Here is an 18,509-nt window from a genome sequence, read left to right on the forward strand (position 1 = left end):
GCCCGGTGTGAGCCCTGATCACGCCGCGTCCCTACCCGTCCCATGCCCGAAACCCGTCCTGGAGGTGCCATGTCCCCGCGGCTCTCTCGTCCTGGGGCCGTCCCGGTTCGTCCTCGCTCGTCCTGGGCGTCGTCCTCGTCCGTCCCGGCCTTCGGCGGTGCGTCATGATGCGCCGCGTCGGCGCTGCCGTGGCCGACTCGGGACCGGTCCTCATCCTGGCTGGCATCGCGGCGGCCGGGTCGTTCACGCACATCCGCGACACTGCCGCCGAACACGGTCAAGGCGGCTGGATGGCCTGGGCCGTGGCCGTGTGCATCGACCTCACCTGTGTCATGGCGGCCCGCGAGCGGCAGCGGGACAAGCGCACCGGGCGGCAGACGGCGCGGCTGTCGTGGCCGACGCTCGTCCTAGTCGGGGGCATCCTGCTGAGCCTCGCCGCGAACCTGGCACAGGCTGAGCCGTCCGTCTGGGGCTGGCTGGCGGCCGGTACTCCGGCCGTTGCCTTCCTGGTCGCCGTCTCCATGCTGGAGCGCCGCGCATCCGCTCCTCGTCCTGAGCCGTCCGCCGTCCCGTCCCCGGACCCGCTTCCCGTCCCGCCGTCTTTCGGCCGTCCGGCTGAGCCGTCCTCGGTTCCGGCGGTCGAGGACGAACCGCGTCCGCAACTCCCGGCGGGCCAGGGCGAGCAGACCGAGATTTCCGTCACTACGGCTGATCCGGCGCCTCGCCCGGCGGACGCGGTGCCGGGTCCGGCTGCTCCGCTGCTCGACTTCGCCCGGCGCGTCGCTGCCGAGCATGAGGACAAGCACGGGTGCCCGATCACCCGCGATGCCCTCCGGGCTCGGCTGGGTGTGTCGAACCAACTCGCCTCGGACCTGTTGCGCCAGGTACGCGCGGACTCCAAGGGCCTTCATGCGGAGGTGTCCCGATGACGGTCGACGAACTGACCGCCTGGCGGCTGCGGTGCCGGGTCTGCCAAGTCACCAGCGGCGGACTGACCTGGGTGAAGTTGCTGGGCCTGCGGGGTGGTCCCTCGTGCTCGTCCTGCGGGGCGAAGGAAGTCACGGCACAGGAGCCGGCGTCTGGGGCGGCGGTCGTCTTCCCCCGTCCGCTCGCCCCACTCGGCGAGTTGTGGCGGTGCTGCAACTGCGGCGGGACGGGCCTGGACGCCTACGGGGACACCTGCCCGCACTGCGCGGGCCTCGGGCACTGCCAATGACCTGAACGCCCCCGGCGTGGCCACACAACCACCAAGTTCCGCGCCACGTCGGGGGCCGTCCCCAACCGCCTCAACGGTAAGGAGACCCCTCCATCGTGCCTCACCCTGTCATCACGCCGCAGGACGCCCGGCTGATGGCCAAGATCCTTGACCGGCCGGACTTCGCCCGGTGGGCCGCTCGCGCCCGTGCCACGGGCGGCTGTGCTCAGCCGATCTTTCTCACCGGGACCGTGGATCACGTCCACACCGGAACCGGTGAAGTCCTGCACCACTACTCCACCGACACAGAACCGGACGGGGCGCTTCCGGTTGCCTGCAAAACCCGGCGGGCCACCCGATGCCCTGCCTGCGCTGAGGTCTATCGGGCCGATACCTACCAGCTCATCCGCGCGGGCCTAGCGGGTGGCAAGGGGGTTCCCGAGACCGTCACGGCGCACCCGGCCGCGTTCGTCACGCTCACCGCGCCCTCGTTCGGACCCGTCCACGCGCGGCGGGAACGCTCCGGCGGCCGGGTCGAGCGTTGCCACCCTCGCCGCGACGCCAAGCCGTGCCCGCATGGCGTGGTGGCCTCCTGCGGGGCTCGACACGACCGGGATGACCCCAAGCTCGGTGAACCGCTGTGCCCCGACTGCTACGACTACGCGGGGTCGGTGCTGTTCAACGCGCTCGCTCCTGAGCTGTGGCGGCGCTTCACGCTGGCGCTGCGCCGGTACCTGGCCAAGTGCGCGGGGCTCACACAGAAGGAACTGCGCGAAACCCTCGCGGTCTCCTTCGCCAAGGTGGCCGAGTACCAGCGGCGCGGCGTCGTCCACTTTCACGCGGTCATCCGCTTCGACGGTCCCGCTGGGCCGTCCACGCCCCCGCCCGGCTGGGCGGACGTCCAGCTCCTGGACGACGCGGTCCGGCACGCTGCGGCGGCCGTGTCGGTGACCACTCCGGCGGCTCCGGGCATCCCCGCCCGCTCCCTCACCTGGGGTGCTCAGGTAGATGTGCGGCGCATCACCTCCTCGGGCGCACTCACACAGGAAGCCGTGGCCGGCTACGTGGCCAAGTACGCCACCAAGGCGGCTGAGTGCGTCGGGACCCTGGACCGGCGGCTTCGTCCCACTGACGACCTGGACAAGCTGCCGATCACGCCTCATGCCCGGCGACTCATCCGCGAGTGCCTGCGCCTGGGCGCCCTGGAGCAGTTCGCAGAGCTTCGGCTCGTCCAGTGGGCTCACATGCTCGGGTTCCGGGGTCACTTCTCGACCAAGTCCCGCCGGTACTCCACCACCCTTGGCGCGCTTCGCGCGGCTCGGATCGCCTACGTGCGTGCACAGTTCCCCGGCTGGCAGCCGCCCGACGACCAGGGCCCCGAACTGATCACCGCCATCGGTGAATGGCGCTTCCACAGTCAAGGGCTCACGCGCGGCGAAGCCCTCGTCACCGCCGCACTCACCGGCAAACCACTCCCGCCTCCGGCATCGACAGACAGGAGAACGGCTGCATGAGCAGGGCAGAAGCTCAAACATTCTCAATCGACCTGAGTGAGCGGCTGCTGACCGTCGCGGAAGCGGCCGAGTACCTGAACACCAGCGAACGGTTCCCTCGACGGCTCATCGAGGAACGGCGCATCCGCTTCGTCCGCCTCGGTGAGCCGGGCAAGCGCGGACACATCCGCATCCCCGAATCCGCACTTCGCGAGTTCGTCAATGCCGGGCTGGTCGAACCCATGACCGTCTCTGACAACTGGAGGGCTGCGTAATGGCGAAGCGGGACTTCGGAAGCGTGAGGCAGTTGCCCTCCGGACGCTGGCAAGCCCGCTACCGGGACCCTGACGGGAAGCGGCGTACCGCTCCGCAGACGTTCACGACCAAGCGAGAGGCGAACCGCTGGCTCACGCTGAAAGCAGCGGAGATCGAACGGGGAGAGTGGATCAACCCGGACGCTGGAAAGATCACGCTGGGAGAGTGGGGCACCCGGTGGCTGGAATCCGTCCGCCCAAGCCTCAAGCCCAAGACGTACGCCTCCTACCTCTCGCTGTTCAAGACCCAGGTCAAGCCGCGCTTCGGGGAGTCGGCGCTCACGTCCATCCGGCCGATGGCGGTGAGTGAGTGGATCGCGGACATGAGCGGCCGGGGCTTGAGTGCCTCCCGCATCCGACAGGCTCACGTCGTGCTCGCCCTCATGATGGAGACGGCGGTGAACAACGAACTCATCCGAGTCTCGCCGTGCGTGGGGACCAAGCTCCCGCGCGTGGTGGTGCGTGATCCGGTCATCCTCACTCAGGACCAGGTCGCCGCCCTCGTCAAGGCCGCGGTGCCCCCGCACGATCTCCTCATCGAGATCATGGCTTACACGGGCCTGCGCATCGGTGAGGCGTTCGCGCTCCGGCGCAGGAGCATCGACCTCGAAGCGGCGTGCATCCGCGTCACAGAGACGCTGGTCGAGATCTCGGGGAAGACCTCGTTCGGCACTCCGAAGGATCACCAGGTGCGAGACGTGGAGATCCCCGCGTTCCTGGTGCGCCGTCTTCGTGCTCACCTGGACGAGATGGAAGACCAGTCACCGAACGCCCTGCTGTTCGTGAACCGGCGGGGCAACCCGCTCCACTACAACGCATGGCGGACGTGGAAGTTCGACCCGGCCGCCGATAAGGCGGGACTGGACAGCGTCAAGCCTCACGACCTGCGGGCTTCTCATGCCTCATGGGTGGCAGACCGCTGGGGCGTCCTGGCGGCCGGGCGCCGTCTCGGGCACTCCAACACGACCATCACGACCCGGCACTACGCGCGTAGGCTGGAGGGCAGAGACACCGACGTGGCTCGGGGCCTAGAGGCTCTGCGGGACGGTGACAAGGCGCCTAGGGCACGTACGGGGCACGACGAGGACGACGACGATCCTCCGGGCGTTCCGGTACCGGCCTGACCTGCGGCGGAACCGTCCAAGATCGGGAACCGGGCGTAGATCTGTAAATCCGTCGGCTTAGCCTACCCAGGTTCGAATCCTGGACCCGCCACACCACATCGAACGGCCCCTGACCAGGTCATCCCTGGTCAGGGGCCGTTCGCATGTGGTCTGCGGGGCGATCTGTTCGACATGTTGTGGTTGTTGCGGGTGTTGGGTGATCCGTGATGCCAGCATGGCCTCCAGCCGAGGAGAGGGGGCTGCCATGTTCGGTCGGCGGGACGAGCTGGCGCAGGTGGAGGCGCGGCTGGCGGAGTTGGAGGAACGGCTGGCGGAGCGGGTCGACGCCGTGTCCGGGGATGCGGCGCGGATCGAGCGGAAGCTCGATGACCTGGAGGCCCGGCTGCGGGGGGAGCCTGTGGACCGGGTGGAGTTCCTGCTCGCTTCGGTGGCCGAGGAGGTGCGGGCCGACCTGAAGGGGCTGGTGGCCGACGCGGAGCGGCTCCGACAGGTCACCAGGGACGTCGAACACCGGCACGAGGAGGCGGAGCGGGCGCTGCGGGCTCTGGTGTCGCGGCTGGAGGGCGGCATCGAGCCGCCTGCCCGGAGCAAGGTGGTGTTCAACAAGGTGTACAGGGCCGAGACCCTGCTCTACGTGGCCGCCTACTTCACGTACGGGAAACCGACGGAAGTCTCGATTCTTGCTGGTGATGAGGACCCGCCCACCACGGTCTGCAGCGGGATGGGATCGGACTACGCGAGCGCCATCATCCGCCCTGGGGAGTACTGGATGGTCAAGTCGAAGCGCGAGCGTTCGGACGTCAAGTGCCTCTGCACGCCCCTGTACTGAGCGGTGAAGCGATGCCGTCGGTCTGTGGAACGGCCCCGAACGATCGGTGGCTGCTCCGGGAAGAGGGCCGCGGCATCGTCCGCATCGCCGAGTCCGGCTCTGATCGAGGTCTGACGGTCTCGCGCGGGCCGTCCGGCGCGTGCGGCGTGGGCGCCGGTCACCGGTCCGGCTGGCCGCGCATCGCGCACCGCTGTACCGGCGGTCACGGGGTACGCGCCGCCGCCTCAGTGTTCTTCGCGACGTCCACGACGGCTCCACCGGTTACGCACCGATGCCACAATCAAACCGACCCACGTCCCCGCAAAACCCCCCAGCAGGCCAGTGCCTATCGCACTGTCGGGACCAGTATTGGCCCCCCACAGCGCTCCCACCAGCCCGCCAATCACGAGGCCTACGAACGCAGCGAGCACAACGCCCCTCCGGCAGCCGACAACGCACTCAGCCTCCACCAGGACCCGGCAACCGTCCACCCTTGCCCCAAAAACAACCCTCCGGCGGGGGCACTCCGGCTCCGGGAAGCCCAAACCGCACGGGCACCGGTGGCCGGTGGTGAGGGCGGAAGCCCGGTCTTCCCGCCCACCGCCGTCCCAGGCGCAGCCGAGCAGACCAGGGCCAGGGCGCGAAGGTCGTTCGTCCAGTAGGGCGCTTCACCTTCACGCCCTGGCCCCGGCCCGCTCCCCGAAGGGTGGGGCGACGGCAGACAGGAAGACCAGGGGAGGGGCCTCGTTGCGCGCGAGATCAGTTATCAGAGTTTTCCCGGCTCTCGGCCAAGGGGGAAGGACCTGCCTGTGCTCCGAGCCCTCTCTCTCCAGAGCGACCATATCTTTCGCGCGATCCACACCAGCGCGATGATGGCGACTTGCAGGGGGGATGCCGGCGTAAAGCGAAGACCGAAGAAGGCGACCGAGGTGAAACAGAACAAGAACCACAGCCCGAGGATGATTACGATCAGGTGATCCGCAAGCTGCCTGCTGGGCCGTATGGGCCTCGATCTGAGCAGGTCCTGCACTCCCGCAAAGGTCATTGCCGCCCCGATCACGCCGATCACCGCGATTTGCAGATCAGCCCACACGGCGGAACCCCCTTGATCTTCAAAGAGCATCATCCCGGACGCCTGCCCTCGCAGCAAGTAGTGCTCGCACGCAGCACGACGACCGGCCTTGACGGCAACACCGGCGAACGCCAGCGCACGCCGACAGGCGTCAGCAGCAGGTCATCAGCGCCATGGACACTGATCATCTTGACGCGGAAAAAGCTGATAAAGATGCGGCCGACCGACCAAGGTATCTCACGGATATTCGCGAGATGATGCTCGGCCGCAGGCCGATAGCCGATGGCTTCGGTGCAGATCAGGGTCAGGGAGGCGCTGTCAGCCATGGCGCACTGTAAATCCGTCGGCTTAGCCTGCCCAGGTTCGAATCCTGGACCCGCCACACCACATCGAAAGGCCCCTGACCAGGCGGGGCGCGTAGGGGGTGAACTCCGCCCCGCCTTTCAGACCGAAGCCCACCAAGGCCACCGGTTGCGGGGCCAGCACCTTGAGGATCGCGTTGGCCATGTTGGACTTGCCGGACTGCGTGGCCCCGGCGTTCAGCCAGTGCGGCACGGTGCGAAAGTCGATCACCCAATCGGACCCGTTCTCCAGCCTGCCCGGACGCACGGGCAGCAGCTCCCCGGTCTCCGGCGTCACCGCCACCTCGGTGAGCGGGGCGCGCACGGCTCGGCCAGGGACCCAGGGGGCAGGAACGCTCGGGCAGGTATCGGCCGGTGGCTACGGATCAGAAGGCACCACTCACGTCTTATGAGGTGCCCATGTGTGGAGCGCCACCGGCCGGGATGGGGTTGCCGTCGTCCGTGGTGGCACAGGTGACCAGACCGGTCAGGAATCGAGAAGCGCCGGCCACCGAGCCACGCCTAGCGTGACTGCCATGGACAACACCATCCACGCGGGCTCCCGCTGGATCATGGTCGATCCTGTCGGCCATCGGTGCTGAGGGATGGTGAGACTGACTGGAGGTAGCCGATGACGACACAGAACCAGCAGGCGGGTAAGCGCAAGCCCGGTACGCCTGGAGCGTTCTCGCGGTGGATGCAGCAGAAGGCGAACGCCCGTGTGAACCGCAAGATCCGGCGTGGCCGCGGCAGCTTCATGGGCATGGACGTGCTGATCCTGCACACGGTGGGTCACCGGAGCGGGCAGCCGCGGCAGACGCCCGTGGCGTGGTTCGACGACGGTGAGGGCGCCTGGCTGATCGTCGCCTCGGGTGGGGGGAGCCTGCACCCGGACTGGTACGTCAACCTGATGGGGCACTCCGACCAGGCGTCGATCGAACTGCCCGGCCGCGACGCCGTACCGGTGACGCCGCACGTCCTCGACGGCGCCGACCGTGAGCGGGCATGGCAGCGCATCACCGCCGCCCAGCCCCGCATCGCGAAGTACCAGAGCAAATCCGACCGCGAATACCCGGTGATCCGACTCACCTTGCGGTGAATGCCTTCGGGCTGGCCGGACCTTTCTCGAACGGCCCCTGACCAAGGACGATCTGGCCGGGGGCCGTTCGCATGTGGTCCGGAGCACTCGCCCGCGCGGCAGAGTCTGCTGCACCGTTCCCTGCGCCACGTACCACCCGGCTGTACGCAGGCGTATGTCATCGGCCGTCGGGGTGTCGGTCTTCGGGGATAGGTTCCCCTCCCATGACCATAATCGAGACGACCTTGACGTTCCCGGATCCCGTGCGGCCGAGGTTCTACCGCATCAGGCTCGATGGCCGACGGCTGATCCGTACGGCGTGGAGCACGGGGAGGAGCCCCCGCGAGACCGTCAAGGAACTGGACGTCGACTACGATCACCAAGCCCATCAGGTCTTCGGAAGCCTCCGGGACAAGAAGATGCGCGAAGGCTTCTGCCGTGTCGCCGATGCCGCTGATGCGGCGCGCGGCGATGTGGTGCTGGAGTTTCTGGTGCCGAACCGCTGTCCCGCCGATGCATTCGACCTGTCACCGGACGGTCGCACCCTCGTGGTGGGGACGATGCTGAAAGAGGCGTACGGGGCTGAGATCCACTTGGTGGACGTTGCGACCGGCCGCCGCCGGCTGGTGCACGCCGAACCGCCGGGAAAGGGCCAGACGTTCCTGCACAGGGTGCTCTTTGACGCCGACGGCGAGCGGATCATCTACGCGCTCAACGGCGAGACCCGTCTGCTGGATCCGGCAAGCGGCCGGCACCAGGTCCTCGCTGCCTACCAGCAGTACAAGGACGCCCAGTTCAATCCGTTCCGCATGCGACCGGCGTGGAACCGCGACCACACCCGGTTGCTCGTCTTCGACCATGGCGACCGCGTCCGTGTACTCGATCGAGAGTGGAACACCGTGTTCGAGACACATGCCGAAGCAACGCTGTTCGAGTGCTGGGACGGGGCGCTGTCGCCGTCTGGGCGGCTGCTCGCGCTGAGCCGGAGCAAGGGCAGGCAGTACGACGACTCCGACCCGATGGTCACTGAGATCGAGGTCTGGGACCTGGAGAAAGGCACTGTCCGCCAGCGGATTCCGATCCCGGTCGGCCAACCGGTGAACAAGGTCGGCTTCGACCCCACCGAGACCCTCGTGCTGGCCTGCCCGTGGTACGACGGCGGGCCGGGGGCCTACTCTCTCGACACGACCACGCTGGCCTGGCACTTCTCCGACCCCGTCCAGCCGGACCGCTGGGCGCTCTGCTACGGCTGGGACTATTCACCCGACGGTACGACGTTGGCCATCGGACGACGGGCATGCACCGATGTCGTCGATACGGCCACCCGCGAGATCGATCCCGCGTTCAGGCAGTCCTGGCCCGAGACCGGCCTGACCGGCCGTACCGAAAGAGTCAGGATCTCCGCCGACGGCACGCTGGTCGCCTCGGGAGGCGACTCCGGGCGAATCCTGATACGCAGGCTCTGACACGAATACGGCCCCATGGCGAACTCCCGGACACACCGAGTCTCCGAGGGCGGCAACGAGCCGGAGGACACTGCCCCGCCTCGATGCGCCGTTGCGACTCCAGCACCACAGGGGCGTACTCGGGAGGCTCGAACTCCAGGCTCGGCAACGCGACCCTGCCGGTCTGTCACCCTGAGCGCTCGGCCTGGATCGCCACTTTTTAGGACGGGTCGTAGGAAACGCTGACGTCGAACTTCCCGTCGCGCTCAGCCGTCCTGTGACTCGTAGTGCGAAACGAGCTTTTCCCCGCTGCCCAGGTAGTAGATGTGGGTCACGCTGCCGTACCGCCCGGCGCGGAATGTCCGGTACTTATTGCGGCGTTGGGACGCCCGGTTGGTGGTCACGGTGTAAGCCCAGCAGGCGTTGATGGTGATCTCCTCCAGCCGCGTCCCAAGGATTTCGAAGTGGTTCGGACATGCCTCCGCGTAGTCCTCGTCAAGGAAGTACTGGAAGATCTTGAGCTGGGATTCAGGGGCGACTGCCAGGGTGTCCGCCTTGACGTGGCAGTCGTCGAATTCGAGCTTCCTCAGCCGCTGCGCCTCGCCGACGGTGATCCGAGGGTCGCCGACATACTTCGACTCCTGCAGCCGTAGGTCCTTCAGGACGGGGTGGGCGAACACCGAGCCGTTGAAGGTGACCCGCTTGACGTCCAGCGTCTTGAGGTTCGGACAGTGGGTCGCGAAGTCGACGCCTTGCAGGTCACCGTACTCGTAGAAGCGCGAGCCGGGACGTATCTTCAGGATGCGGAGCAACTCCCCGCGCTCGGTGAGAAAGCGTGCCATGCACTCGTATCCGGCCGCGTCGAGATCCATGGCGTGCAGGCTGACCGCTCCGGGTTCGACGCCGGCCACCGCGTCGAGAAGCGAGATGTTGCTCGGCGATACTCGGCGGGAGACGAGCTTGGGGGGCATTCAGGTGTCCTTCCAGGTCGAGATCGACAGGCGCCGGCGAGTATCCCGTTCACATGCTGTGACGGCTTGCGTCAAGTGATGTGCCGCATTGCCTGAATCGCAATCCCTGGTTCGGCCAGGGCGATGGAAGCACTTGCCGGATCAGAGCCGGCAGCCGTCTTGATTCCTGGCAGTGCATACCAGGCAGGCCATGCTGCTTTTCCACGTGCTGTGCGGCTTACCCCGGCAGGCTGCTTTGGGCGATCGCCCATGGCCTCCGCTCATGGCTGGAGATCATGCCGTTCTTGCCGCGGTGGTGCCACAGCTTTGCGACAGTTGGACGGCGAACCGTGAGCTTGTCGATATGACCTGATCGGCGCGGAGTACAAGTCAGGGTCCGGGCGTGCCAGGAGGCCGGGAGCCACCGCCGGGAAATCCTCGTCGTCCCATCCGGGATCGGCCGGTCCGGTGGCCGTCGGCACCCGTACTCCTGTCTTCTCGGCTCAGGTGGGTGTCCGCCGTGTCGAGAGCTCCCGCGTGAACGCGATTACTCCGCCGACCACCATCCCGGCGTCCAAGACGACGACCGCCCACATCAAAGGCTTTTCCAGAGCATGCTCCACCAGGAGGGGCAGAAAGGCCGCGGCACTGATGAGGACCAGGACCTCCGCCGTCCGCTTCAAGGTTGCCGAGCCGGTGAGCTGGGCCAACATCCCGAGCATGATGCCCACCAGGCAGGCCGCCAGGAGGAAGACGAACAACCAGGCTCGCCACATAGGCAGCTCCTTCACTGCTGTCAGATCGGAATCCCCGGGTGCTACACCGGTAGAACCTAGGCTGTCTCATCGTGCCGGTGGAAGGGCCTCAGCAGTTCGGTCCGTGCCGGCTCATGGGTGTTCGGGTCGGTACCCACCACAGAGAACCGATCGCCGCCGACCCGGCCTGACGTGGGACTCCGCCCGCTCGTCACCGGAGCGCGGGGTCAGGTCAGGCCGAGGCAGATCAGGAACGGGACGGGGATCAGCGTGGCCATGCCGAGCCAGGTCCCGAGCCGCCGTCCCTCGCGCCGCAGTGGCAGGAGCACGTCCACGACGAGCACCAGTGCCAGCAGCGGCACTCCGGTAACGACCAGGAGGAACATGACGACAGGCGCGTGATCGAGAGTTGGGTAGTAACAGTTGGTCAACCCGGGTTTGGTCACGTCCGCGGGGCTCCTGCAATCCATCGGCAGGTACTCGGTCCACAGCCACCACGCCAGGTAGAGCGGAAGCATCGCGGGCACTCCCAGGGCGAGGTTGACCAGACCGGGCACCCGAAGGCCGCTCTTTGCACGACCGCCGCGATCGGTATCCGCCGAATCCGCCGAGGCGCCATGCCCGCCCATCTCGCCTCCCGCTGTCCACGCCCTGTCCGTACGCATGCTCGGTTCAACGTAAGAGACGCGCCCGGCCGCCCCGGACGTTGCGACCTCACGTGACGCAGGTCGTACGGCCACCAGGCCAGGGGAGAAGTGACCTGGCGCCGGGTGAACAGCCGGTGCCCTGGGCGGATGGGGATCATCCCTTCGCAGGGGGTGCCGCCATCCTGGAATGGCGTTCTAGAATGGGTCTCATGGATGCACAGGACTTCGCCGATGTGCTCGACGCGGCGCGCAGCTTTGTCCGTGAGCAGGTGATTCCTCGGGAGGAGGAGATCGAGGAGACCGACGCGATCCCCGAGGCGGTGCGGCAGACCGCGCGGGAGATGGGGCTGTTCGGTTACGCGCTGCCGGAGGAGTACGGCGGGCTGGGCCTGTCGCTGAGCGAGGAGGTGCGGCTGATGTTCGAGCTCGGCTACGCCAGCCCCGCGTTCCGCTCCATGTTCGGCACCAGCAACGGCATTGCCGGACAGGTGATCGTCAACGCCGGCACCGAGGAACAGAAGGCGCACTGGCTGCCCAGGCTGGCCGCCGGCGAGGTGATCGGCGCGTTCGCGCTGACCGAGGCGGAGGCCGGCTCGGACCCCAGCACACTGACCACCACGGCGACCAGGGACGGCGACGGCCACTACGTGATCGACGGGGCCAAGCGGTTCATCACCAACGCGCCCGAGGCCGACGTGTTCATGGTCTTCGCCCGTACCGGAGGGCCCGGCTCGCGCGGCATCTCCACGTTCATGGTCGGCAAGGACGCCCCCGGGCTGAGGATCGGCCCCACGGACGCCAAGATGGGCCAGCGCGGCGCGCACACCGCCGAGGTCTTCTTCGACGGCGTCCGGGTGCCGTCCACGGCGATGGTCGGGCCCGAGGGGACCGGCTTCCGCACCGCCATGGCCTCGCTGGCGCACGGCCGGCTGAGCATCGCGGCGGTCTGCGTGGGCTTCGCCCAGCGCATCCTGGACGAGACCGTCGCCTATGCCCGGGAACGTGTCCAGGGCGGCCACAAGATCGGCGAGTACCAGCTCGTCCAGGGGCTGATCGCCGACTCCCAGACCGAGCTGTACGCCGGGCGCGCGATGGTGCTGGAGGCCGCCCGCGCCTACGACGCCGGGGAGGACACCAAGCTCGGCCCATCCTGCGCCAAGTACTTCTGTTCGGAGATGCTCGGCCGGGTCGCCGACCGGGCGGTGCAGGTCTTCGGGGGGATGGGCTACATGCGTGGGGTCGCCGTCGAGCGGTTCTACCGGGACGCCCGGGTGTTCCGCATCTATGAGGGAACCAGCCAGATCCAGCAGCTCGTGATCGCCCGGCGGCTGTTGGGCTGATTCGATTTCGTATCCGGTGCGTGGGGCGTGTATGGTTTCACTGCGCGCTCGACGCAAGCCCCTTTAGCTCAGTCGGCAGAGCGTCTCCATGGTAAGGAGAAGGTCTACGGTTCGATTCCGTAAAGGGGCTCCACGCAGGACCTTCACTTCGCAGGCCGTCTCCCGCAAGCCGGGAGGCGGCCTTCGTCGTAGCCCGCGCCCCCCGGTGATCGTCACAAGGTGCCCGGTCGTAGCCTTCCGTACGGAAGGGACGAAACGGGAGGTCACGGCAGGGAGTGGGAAAGATCGCCTGGCGGCTGCAACGGACCTGGCGGACCTGGACACAGGGAGCGGCCCCCGACGTCCCGCCCGAGGAGGACACCGAGCCCGGGGCGGCCGTTTCCGCCGAGGCGCTCGACGTGGTGCTGAGAGTCGGGGAGTTGCTGCTGACCAGCGGCGAGTCCACCGAACGGGTGACCGAGGCCATGTACGGCCTGGCCGTCGCCTATGAGCTGCCCCGGTGCGAGGTCCAGGTCAGCTTCACCGGCCTGCTGGTGTCGGTGCATCCCGGCCACGGCTTCCCACCGGTCACCGGCTCCCGGGCCATCCGGCGGCGCACGCCGGCGTACTGGCGGCTCCCCGCGCTGCACGCCCTCGTCCAGGACGCCTCGATCGGCATGCTGGAGCCCGCGCAGGCGCACCAGCGGCTGGCGGAGATCAAGTGGGCCCGGGCGCCGTACCCGCGCTGGGCGCTGGTGGCGGCGCTCGGCCTGATCGCCGCCTCGGCCAGTGTGCTGAGCGGCGGCGGGCCGGTGGCGGCCGCGACCGCGTTCGGCGCCACCGTGCTCGGGGACCGGGCCGCGGCCGTGCTGGCCCGGCGCGGGGTCGCCGAGTTCTACCAGTTGGCGATCGCCGCCGCCATCGCGACGGCGGCGGCCGCGCTGGTGGTGTGGGTGGGCACCCCCGCGCGGGCCTCGGCGGTGGTGACCGGGGCGATCCTGGCCCTGCTGCCGGGCCGGCCGCTGGTGGCCAGCATCCAGGACGGCATCACCGGCGACCTGGTCAGCGCGGGCGCCCGGCTGCTGGAGGTCTTCTTCATGATCGCGGCGATCGTCGCCGGGGTCGGGCTGGTGGTGTACACGGCGGTGCGGCTGCACTTCCCGATCGACGTGAGCCGACTGCCGAGCGCCCCGCTGACGCTGGAACCGGTGACGGTGCTGGCGGCGGCCGGAGTCTCGGCGGCGTTCGCGATCTCCCTGGCGGCCCGGCGCGACGTGCTGCTCGCCGTCTCGCTCGGCGGCGCCCTGATCTGGACGCTGTTCGTCCTGCTGCGGGGGCAGGGCGTGCCGCCGGTGGTCGCCTCGGCCGTCGCCGCGACCGTGCTGGGCCTGCTGGCGAACGCGCTGGCGGTGCACCGCCGGGTGCCCGTGCTGCCCTACGTGGTGCCGATCATCGGCCCGCTGCTGCCCGGCGGCCTGCTGTTCCAGGGGATGGTCGAGCTCAACACCGGAGCGCCGCGGCACGGGCTGCTGAGCCTGATCGGCGCGCTGTCGGTGGCGCTCGCCCTGGCGGCGGGGGTCAACCTCGGCGGGGAACTGGTCCGGGCCTTCCGGCGCATCGGCCTCAGCGCCTCCGGTCGCTGGGCCCGCCCCGCCGCCCGCCGCACCCGCGGCTACTGACCCCGCCGTCCCGCCACTCACCGCACCCGCGGCTACGGACACCGCCGTCCCACCGCGCCCGCGGCTGCTGACCTCGCCACCGGGCCGACCGGCGCCCTCGCGATGAGGTCGCGATGAGCTCGTCCCGCAACGGCCGCCGTCGCTCGCCGTCGGAGTTCCTCCACAGCTCTGGTAATCTCTATGCAGGTCCTTTAGCGGAGCCCCTGATCAGCTCCCCGCCATATCCCTGGCGGCGGCGGATCCCGGGCCCCGACGAGGGGCCGAGGAAATCCGGGTCGCCGGCTCCGTAGAGCCGGGCAGGTCCCGTGTGTTTCCAAGGTCCGGTCCCGGTCCGGTATCCTTGCTCACCGGTCCACACCGACCATCTCGGCGGGGTAGCTCAGTCAGGCAGAGCAAGCGGCTCATAATCGCTGTGTCGCCGGTTCAAGTCCGGCCCTCGCTACTATCCCCAACTCCCGTCACCGGCGGGCTGTTGGGGTGCGCATGTCCATGTCCCTCGTCAGAAAGGCACTCCCTCGTGGCTGCCACCGACGTTAGGCCGAAGATCACGCTGGCCTGCCAGGAGTGCAAGCACCGCAACTACATCACGCGGAAGAACCGGCGTAACGACCCGGACCGTCTGGAGCTGAAGAAGTACTGCCCCAACTGCCGGTGCCACCGCCCGCACCGCGAGACCCGCTGAGCATCTCCAAGCGTCGCCCGCGGGTTCGGTGAACGGGCCGTACCCATCACGACCCCGCCGGGCATCTGCGGCACCGCCCACGAGTCCGACCAGTGGGCCGGTGCCACCGCGGACCGGCCGAGCATCTGAGGCGTCGGCCACAGGCCCGGCGAACAGGCCGGTCCCACCACAAGAGCCACCGAGCGTCGTCTGCGACCCTTCCCGGTCCGTGCAGGCTCCCGCCGCATGGTCCGCCGACCGGCGCAGCGCCCGTCCGAACGCCCAGCCCGCCCTCTGAGACCGATGAGGGCGGGCTGAACGTTGTTCTGTTACGGTCACCCGAGCAGGAATCAGGCGGGCACAGGGCTCCCGACCCTGGAAGGACGGACGTATGCCACTGAACCGGGATTTCATCGGGCGGAGCTTCCCGCCCACTGAGCCGTACGAGGTGAGCCGGGTCAAGATCCGGGAGTTCGCGGACGCCATCGGCGACCCGAACCCGATCTACCGTGACCGGGAGGCCGCCAAGGCCGCCGGACATCCCGACGTCGTCGCGCCGCCCACCTTCCCCATCGTGATCTCGCTGGGCGGCAGTGCGATGGCCGACCCGGAGCTGGGCCTGAACTACGCCATGGTCGTCCACGGCGAGCAGCGTTTCGAGTATGTCCGCCCGGTCCGCGCCGGCGACGTGCTGGTGTGCGAGACGACCATCACCGAGATCAGGTCGATCGGCAACAACGAGAAGCTCGAACTGCGCACCGAGATCAAGACCGCCGAGGGCGAGCCGGTCTGCACCGCCTACAACACGATCGTGGAACGGGGGGCCTGATGACCGCCGGTGTGAAGTACGACGACGTCGAGGTCGGCACCGAGATCCCCGCCAGGACCTACCCCGTCGATCGGGCCAACCTGGTCATGTACGCCGGGGCCTCCGGCGACTTCAACCCGATCCACTGGCGGGAGAGCTTCGCCAAGTCCGTCGGCCTGCCGGACGTGATCGCGCACGGCATGTTCACGATGGCCCAGGGCGGCCGCTTCGTGACCGACTGGGTCGGCGACCCCGGCGCCGTCGTCGACTACGGCGTACGGTTCTCCTCCCCGGTGGTGGTGCCCGATGAGGGCGGCGCCACCCTGGAGATCAGCGGCACGGTCGAGGACAAGCTCGACGACAACAAGGTCGTCGTGGCGCTGACCGCCCGCTGCAACGGGCAGAAGGTCCTCACCCGCGCCAAGGCGGTCGTCCGCCTCGCCTGACCCGCTTTCCCCCCGGGGCGCCCCCAGCCCCCCGAAGCGCCGGGCCAGGCGACCCCGCCGCGCCCCGGCCGCCCTGGGAGGCGACGCACGGTCGCCGCCCAGGGCTTCTCTATGCTGAGGCTCGGCACGTCCGTGCCCAGCGACCCGGCGAGGCCGGTACGGAGACCACCGGGTCCGGAAGGCGTCCCCGAAGGCATCGCGAGGCCAGGCCCGCGAGCCGCCGAGCGAAGCGAGGCAGTGAACATGGCCGTGCTCTGCGAACACGTGAACCTGGCCGCCTACACCACGCTGCGGCTCGGCGGCCCGGCGCGCCGGTTCGTCGAGGCGGCCACCGAGGACGAGCTGGTCGCCGCCGTCCGCCGGGCCGACGAGGACGGCGAGAACGTGCTGGTCCTCGGCGGCGGCAGCAACCTGGTGGTGGCCGACGAGGGGTTCGACGGCACCGTCGTGCACGTCGCCGGCCGGGGCGTCACCCGGCGGACCGACCCGCGGCACCCGGGCAAGGTGCTGGTCACCGCCCAGGCCGGCGAGGAGTGGGAGCCGTTCGTGGCCCGCTGCGTGACCGAGGGCCTGGCCGGGGTCGAGTGCCTGTCCGGCATCCCCGGCCTGGTCGGCGCCACCCCCATCCAGAACGTCGGCGCCTACGGGCAGGACGTCGCCGAGACCGTCGTCGGGGTCCGCGCCTACGACCGCAGGGCCCGCGAGATCGTCACGCTCGACCACGCCGCCTGCGGCTTCACCTACCGCAGCAGCGTCTTCAAGGGCTCGGACCGCTACGTCGTCCTGGACGTGACGTTCGCGCTGGAGGAGACCGAGGAGTCCCGGCCCGTCGCGTACGCCGAGCTGGCCCGCACCCTCGACGTCCGGACCGGGGAACGGGTCCCACTGCACGACGCGCGCAAGGCCGTCCTGGAGCTGCGCCGCGGCAAGGGCATGGTGCTGGATCCGGCCGACCCCGACACCCGCAGCGCCGGCTCGTTCTTCACCAACCCCGTCCTGGACGCCGCGCAGCTCGCCGAGCTCGAACGCCGCGTGGCGGACCGGCTCGGACCGGACGCGGCGTTCCCCCGCTACCCCGAGACCGGCGGGCGCGCCAAGACCTCGGCCGCCTGGCTGATCGACAGGGCCGGTTTCACCAAGGGCCACGCCCTCGGCCCGGTCCGGATCTCCACCAAGCACACCCTGGCGCTCACCAACCCCGACGGCGCCGGCCGGACCGCCGACCTGCTGGCCCTGGCCCGTCAGGTCCGGGACGGGGTGCGCGAGGCGTTCGGCGTCGAGCTGGTCAACGAGCCCGTCATGATCGGGGTGCGGCTGTGAGCGACCACCGTCCTCGGCCGCCTTCCGGGTGAACGATCCCCGGCTCGCCGAGGCATCGGGGTCGGCGGGACCGATGCGTTCCAGATGCGGGTTTCGCGGCGCATCATGAAGGCGGGGGTCCTTCGCACCGCGGTACCCCCGCCGCGGGAGGGCCCCGGTGGGGCGGGATGACGTGGTGATATCGCAGCGAGCCATCGGGATCCGACCGCAGCTCAGCGACGAGGTCGCCGCCAGGCTCCGAGAACAGATCATGGACGGCCGGGTGCGCCCGGGGGAGTACCTGCGGCTGGAACGGCTGGCCGCCGAGTTCGGCATCAGCGTCACCCCCGTGCGCGAGGCCCTGCAGTCGCTGCGCAGCCAGGGCTTCGTCCAACTGGAGCCCCGCCGCGGCTTCGTGGTGGCCCCGCTGTCGCGCCAGGACGTCAAGGACCTGTTCTGGGTGCAGGCCGACATCGCCGCCGAACTGACCGCCCGGTCGGCCGCCACCATGACCACCGGCACGCTCCGGGAGCTGAGCGCCATCCAGCACGCCATGGGACAGGCCGTCCGGTCCGGCCGGATCGACCTGGTGGAGGAGCACAACCACGGCTTCCACCGCTGCATCAACCTGGCCGCCTGCTCGGCCAAGCTCGCCTGGTCGCTGGGCTCGGTGGCCCGCTATGTCCCGCGCGGCCTGTACGGGCGGCTGCCCGACTGGCCCCGCACCGCCCTGGACGACCACGAGCGCGTACTGGCCGCCCTACGCAAGGCCGACCCCGACGAGGCCCGCACCGCCATGCGCACCCACATCGTCCGCGCCGGCGAGCTCCTCATCGCCCACCTCGAACGCCAGGGCCTGTGGAACGACACTCCGGACGGCTACCACCAGGCCCCCTGAGCCACCCACCCACCAGACCGCACGAAGCCGGACGAGCCCGCCCATCACCAACGAGGCCGGTGCGGCCGCCCATACCTTCGCCGGGTCCCGTGACCGCCGTACCTTCGCCGATCTTGACGTTAATGCGCTCCGAACCGCGTTCAGACGACGACAACGTCAAGATCAGTGGGATCTGCC

General features: G+C 69.2%; 20 protein-coding genes, 2 tRNA genes and 1 pseudogene. 17 read left to right on the top strand and 6 right to left on the bottom strand.

Annotation, left to right across the window (positions count from 1 at the left end; translation table 11 throughout):
* Positions 1–167: 167 nt before the first annotated feature.
* From C4U03_RS11935 to C4U03_RS11960, 6 genes are all read left to right on the top strand, one after another.
* Entirely contained in the window at positions 168–929 is a 762-nt protein-coding gene (locus C4U03_RS11935) for a DUF2637 domain-containing protein (RefSeq protein WP_103937998.1), read from the top strand.
* Positions 926–1,216 (top strand): hypothetical protein, encoded by a 291-nt coding sequence (locus C4U03_RS11940; protein ID WP_103937784.1) that lies wholly within the window; start codon positions 926–928, stop codon positions 1,214–1,216. The genes C4U03_RS11935 and C4U03_RS11940 overlap by 4 nt, the downstream gene beginning before the upstream one ends.
* 95 nt (positions 1,217–1,311) lie before the next feature.
* Positions 1,312–2,709 (top strand): replication initiator, encoded by a 1,398-nt coding sequence (locus tag C4U03_RS11945; RefSeq protein ID WP_327372617.1) that lies wholly within the window; start codon positions 1,312–1,314, stop codon positions 2,707–2,709.
* A complete protein-coding gene (locus C4U03_RS11950) occupies positions 2,706–2,963 on the top strand; it encodes an excisionase family DNA-binding protein (RefSeq protein WP_200827198.1) in 258 nt (85 codons plus the stop codon). The genes C4U03_RS11945 and C4U03_RS11950 overlap by 4 nt, the downstream gene beginning before the upstream one ends.
* Entirely contained in the window at positions 2,963–4,126 is a 1,164-nt protein-coding gene (locus C4U03_RS11955; RefSeq protein ID WP_103937785.1) for a tyrosine-type recombinase/integrase, read from the top strand. Before C4U03_RS11950 ends, C4U03_RS11955 begins: the two co-directional genes overlap by 1 nt.
* Before the next feature lie 244 nt (positions 4,127–4,370).
* Positions 4,371–4,955 (top strand): hypothetical protein, encoded by a 585-nt coding sequence (locus tag C4U03_RS11960; RefSeq protein ID WP_103937786.1) that lies wholly within the window; start codon positions 4,371–4,373, stop codon positions 4,953–4,955.
* A 745-nt stretch (positions 4,956–5,700) separates the two neighbouring features.
* Here the strand turns inward: C4U03_RS11960 and C4U03_RS11965 are convergent.
* The 3 genes and pseudogenes from C4U03_RS11965 to C4U03_RS11975 form a co-directional block, all read right to left on the bottom strand.
* Complete coding sequence (locus C4U03_RS11965; protein WP_146087347.1) at positions 5,701–6,060, bottom strand: hypothetical protein; 360 nt, start codon at positions 6,058–6,060, stop codon at positions 5,701–5,703.
* Positions 6,057–6,332 carry a hypothetical protein gene (locus C4U03_RS11970; RefSeq protein ID WP_103937788.1) on the bottom strand — a complete coding sequence of 92 codons (276 nt, stop codon included), beginning with the start codon at positions 6,330–6,332 and terminating at the stop codon, positions 6,057–6,059. Before C4U03_RS11970 ends, C4U03_RS11965 begins: the two co-directional genes overlap by 4 nt.
* Positions 6,333–6,411: 79 nt before the next feature.
* Positions 6,412–6,669, bottom strand: a pseudogene (locus tag C4U03_RS11975) (FtsK/SpoIIIE domain-containing protein); the annotation flags it as partial.
* Between the two features lie 309 nt (positions 6,670–6,978).
* On the opposite strand from C4U03_RS11975, the gene C4U03_RS11985 reads away from it, so the two are divergent.
* A complete protein-coding gene (locus tag C4U03_RS11985; protein WP_103937789.1) occupies positions 6,979–7,446 on the top strand; it encodes a nitroreductase family deazaflavin-dependent oxidoreductase in 468 nt (155 codons plus the stop codon).
* Between the two features lie 398 nt (positions 7,447–7,844).
* A complete protein-coding gene (locus C4U03_RS11990) occupies positions 7,845–8,891 on the top strand; it encodes a WD40 repeat domain-containing protein (protein WP_200827199.1) in 1,047 nt (348 codons plus the stop codon).
* Positions 8,892–9,136: 245 nt separating this feature from the next.
* Here the strand turns inward: C4U03_RS11990 and C4U03_RS11995 are convergent, their stop codons facing one another.
* The 3 genes from C4U03_RS11995 to C4U03_RS12010 form a co-directional block, all read right to left on the bottom strand.
* Entirely contained in the window at positions 9,137–9,841 is a 705-nt protein-coding gene (locus tag C4U03_RS11995; protein ID WP_103937791.1) for a hypothetical protein, read from the bottom strand.
* Between the two features lie 482 nt (positions 9,842–10,323).
* Entirely contained in the window at positions 10,324–10,596 is a 273-nt protein-coding gene (locus tag C4U03_RS12000; RefSeq protein WP_103937792.1) for a hypothetical protein, read from the bottom strand.
* Between the two features lie 206 nt (positions 10,597–10,802).
* The gene (locus C4U03_RS12010; protein WP_103937793.1) at positions 10,803–11,132 is read right to left on the bottom strand and encodes a hypothetical protein; all 330 of its coding nucleotides are present in this window, start codon (positions 11,130–11,132) and stop codon (positions 10,803–10,805) included.
* Between the two features lie 299 nt (positions 11,133–11,431).
* On the opposite strand from C4U03_RS12010, the gene C4U03_RS12015 reads away from it, so the two are divergent.
* The 9 genes from C4U03_RS12015 (at position 11,432) to C4U03_RS12055 (ending at position 18,332) form a co-directional block, all read left to right on the top strand.
* Entirely contained in the window at positions 11,432–12,562 is a 1,131-nt protein-coding gene (locus C4U03_RS12015) for an acyl-CoA dehydrogenase family protein (protein ID WP_235017791.1), read from the top strand.
* A gap of 57 nt (positions 12,563–12,619) precedes the next feature.
* Positions 12,620–12,695 (top strand) — tRNA-Thr (locus C4U03_RS12020).
* Between the two features lie 142 nt (positions 12,696–12,837).
* The gene (locus tag C4U03_RS12025) at positions 12,838–14,220 is read left to right on the top strand and encodes a threonine/serine exporter family protein (protein ID WP_103937795.1); all 1,383 of its coding nucleotides are present in this window, start codon (positions 12,838–12,840) and stop codon (positions 14,218–14,220) included.
* A 368-nt stretch (positions 14,221–14,588) separates the two neighbouring features.
* Positions 14,589–14,662, top strand: a tRNA-Met gene (locus C4U03_RS12030).
* A 75-nt stretch (positions 14,663–14,737) separates the two neighbouring features.
* Positions 14,738–14,902 carry a 50S ribosomal protein L33 gene (rpmG, locus tag C4U03_RS12035; protein WP_089324515.1) on the top strand — a complete coding sequence of 55 codons (165 nt, stop codon included), beginning with the start codon at positions 14,738–14,740 and terminating at the stop codon, positions 14,900–14,902.
* A 370-nt stretch (positions 14,903–15,272) separates the two neighbouring features.
* On the top strand, positions 15,273–15,710 hold the full coding sequence (locus C4U03_RS12040; RefSeq protein ID WP_103937796.1) for a MaoC family dehydratase N-terminal domain-containing protein: 438 nt from the start codon (positions 15,273–15,275) through the stop codon (positions 15,708–15,710).
* Entirely contained in the window at positions 15,710–16,135 is a 426-nt protein-coding gene (locus C4U03_RS12045) for a MaoC family dehydratase (protein ID WP_103937797.1), read from the top strand. Before C4U03_RS12040 ends, C4U03_RS12045 begins: the two co-directional genes overlap by 1 nt.
* Before the next feature lie 111 nt (positions 16,136–16,246).
* Positions 16,247–17,455: a UDP-N-acetylmuramate dehydrogenase gene (locus tag C4U03_RS12050; RefSeq protein ID WP_103937798.1), complete on the top strand. Its 1,209-nt coding sequence runs from the start codon at positions 16,247–16,249 to the stop codon at positions 17,453–17,455.
* A 175-nt stretch (positions 17,456–17,630) separates the two neighbouring features.
* Entirely contained in the window at positions 17,631–18,332 is a 702-nt protein-coding gene (locus C4U03_RS12055) for a GntR family transcriptional regulator (protein WP_146087349.1), read from the top strand.
* Positions 18,333–18,509: the final 177 nt, after the last annotated feature.

The organism is Thermomonospora echinospora (genome assembly GCF_900108175.1).
In the GTDB taxonomy this organism is placed as follows: Bacteria; Actinomycetota; Actinomycetes; order Streptosporangiales; family Streptosporangiaceae; genus Thermomonospora; species Thermomonospora echinospora.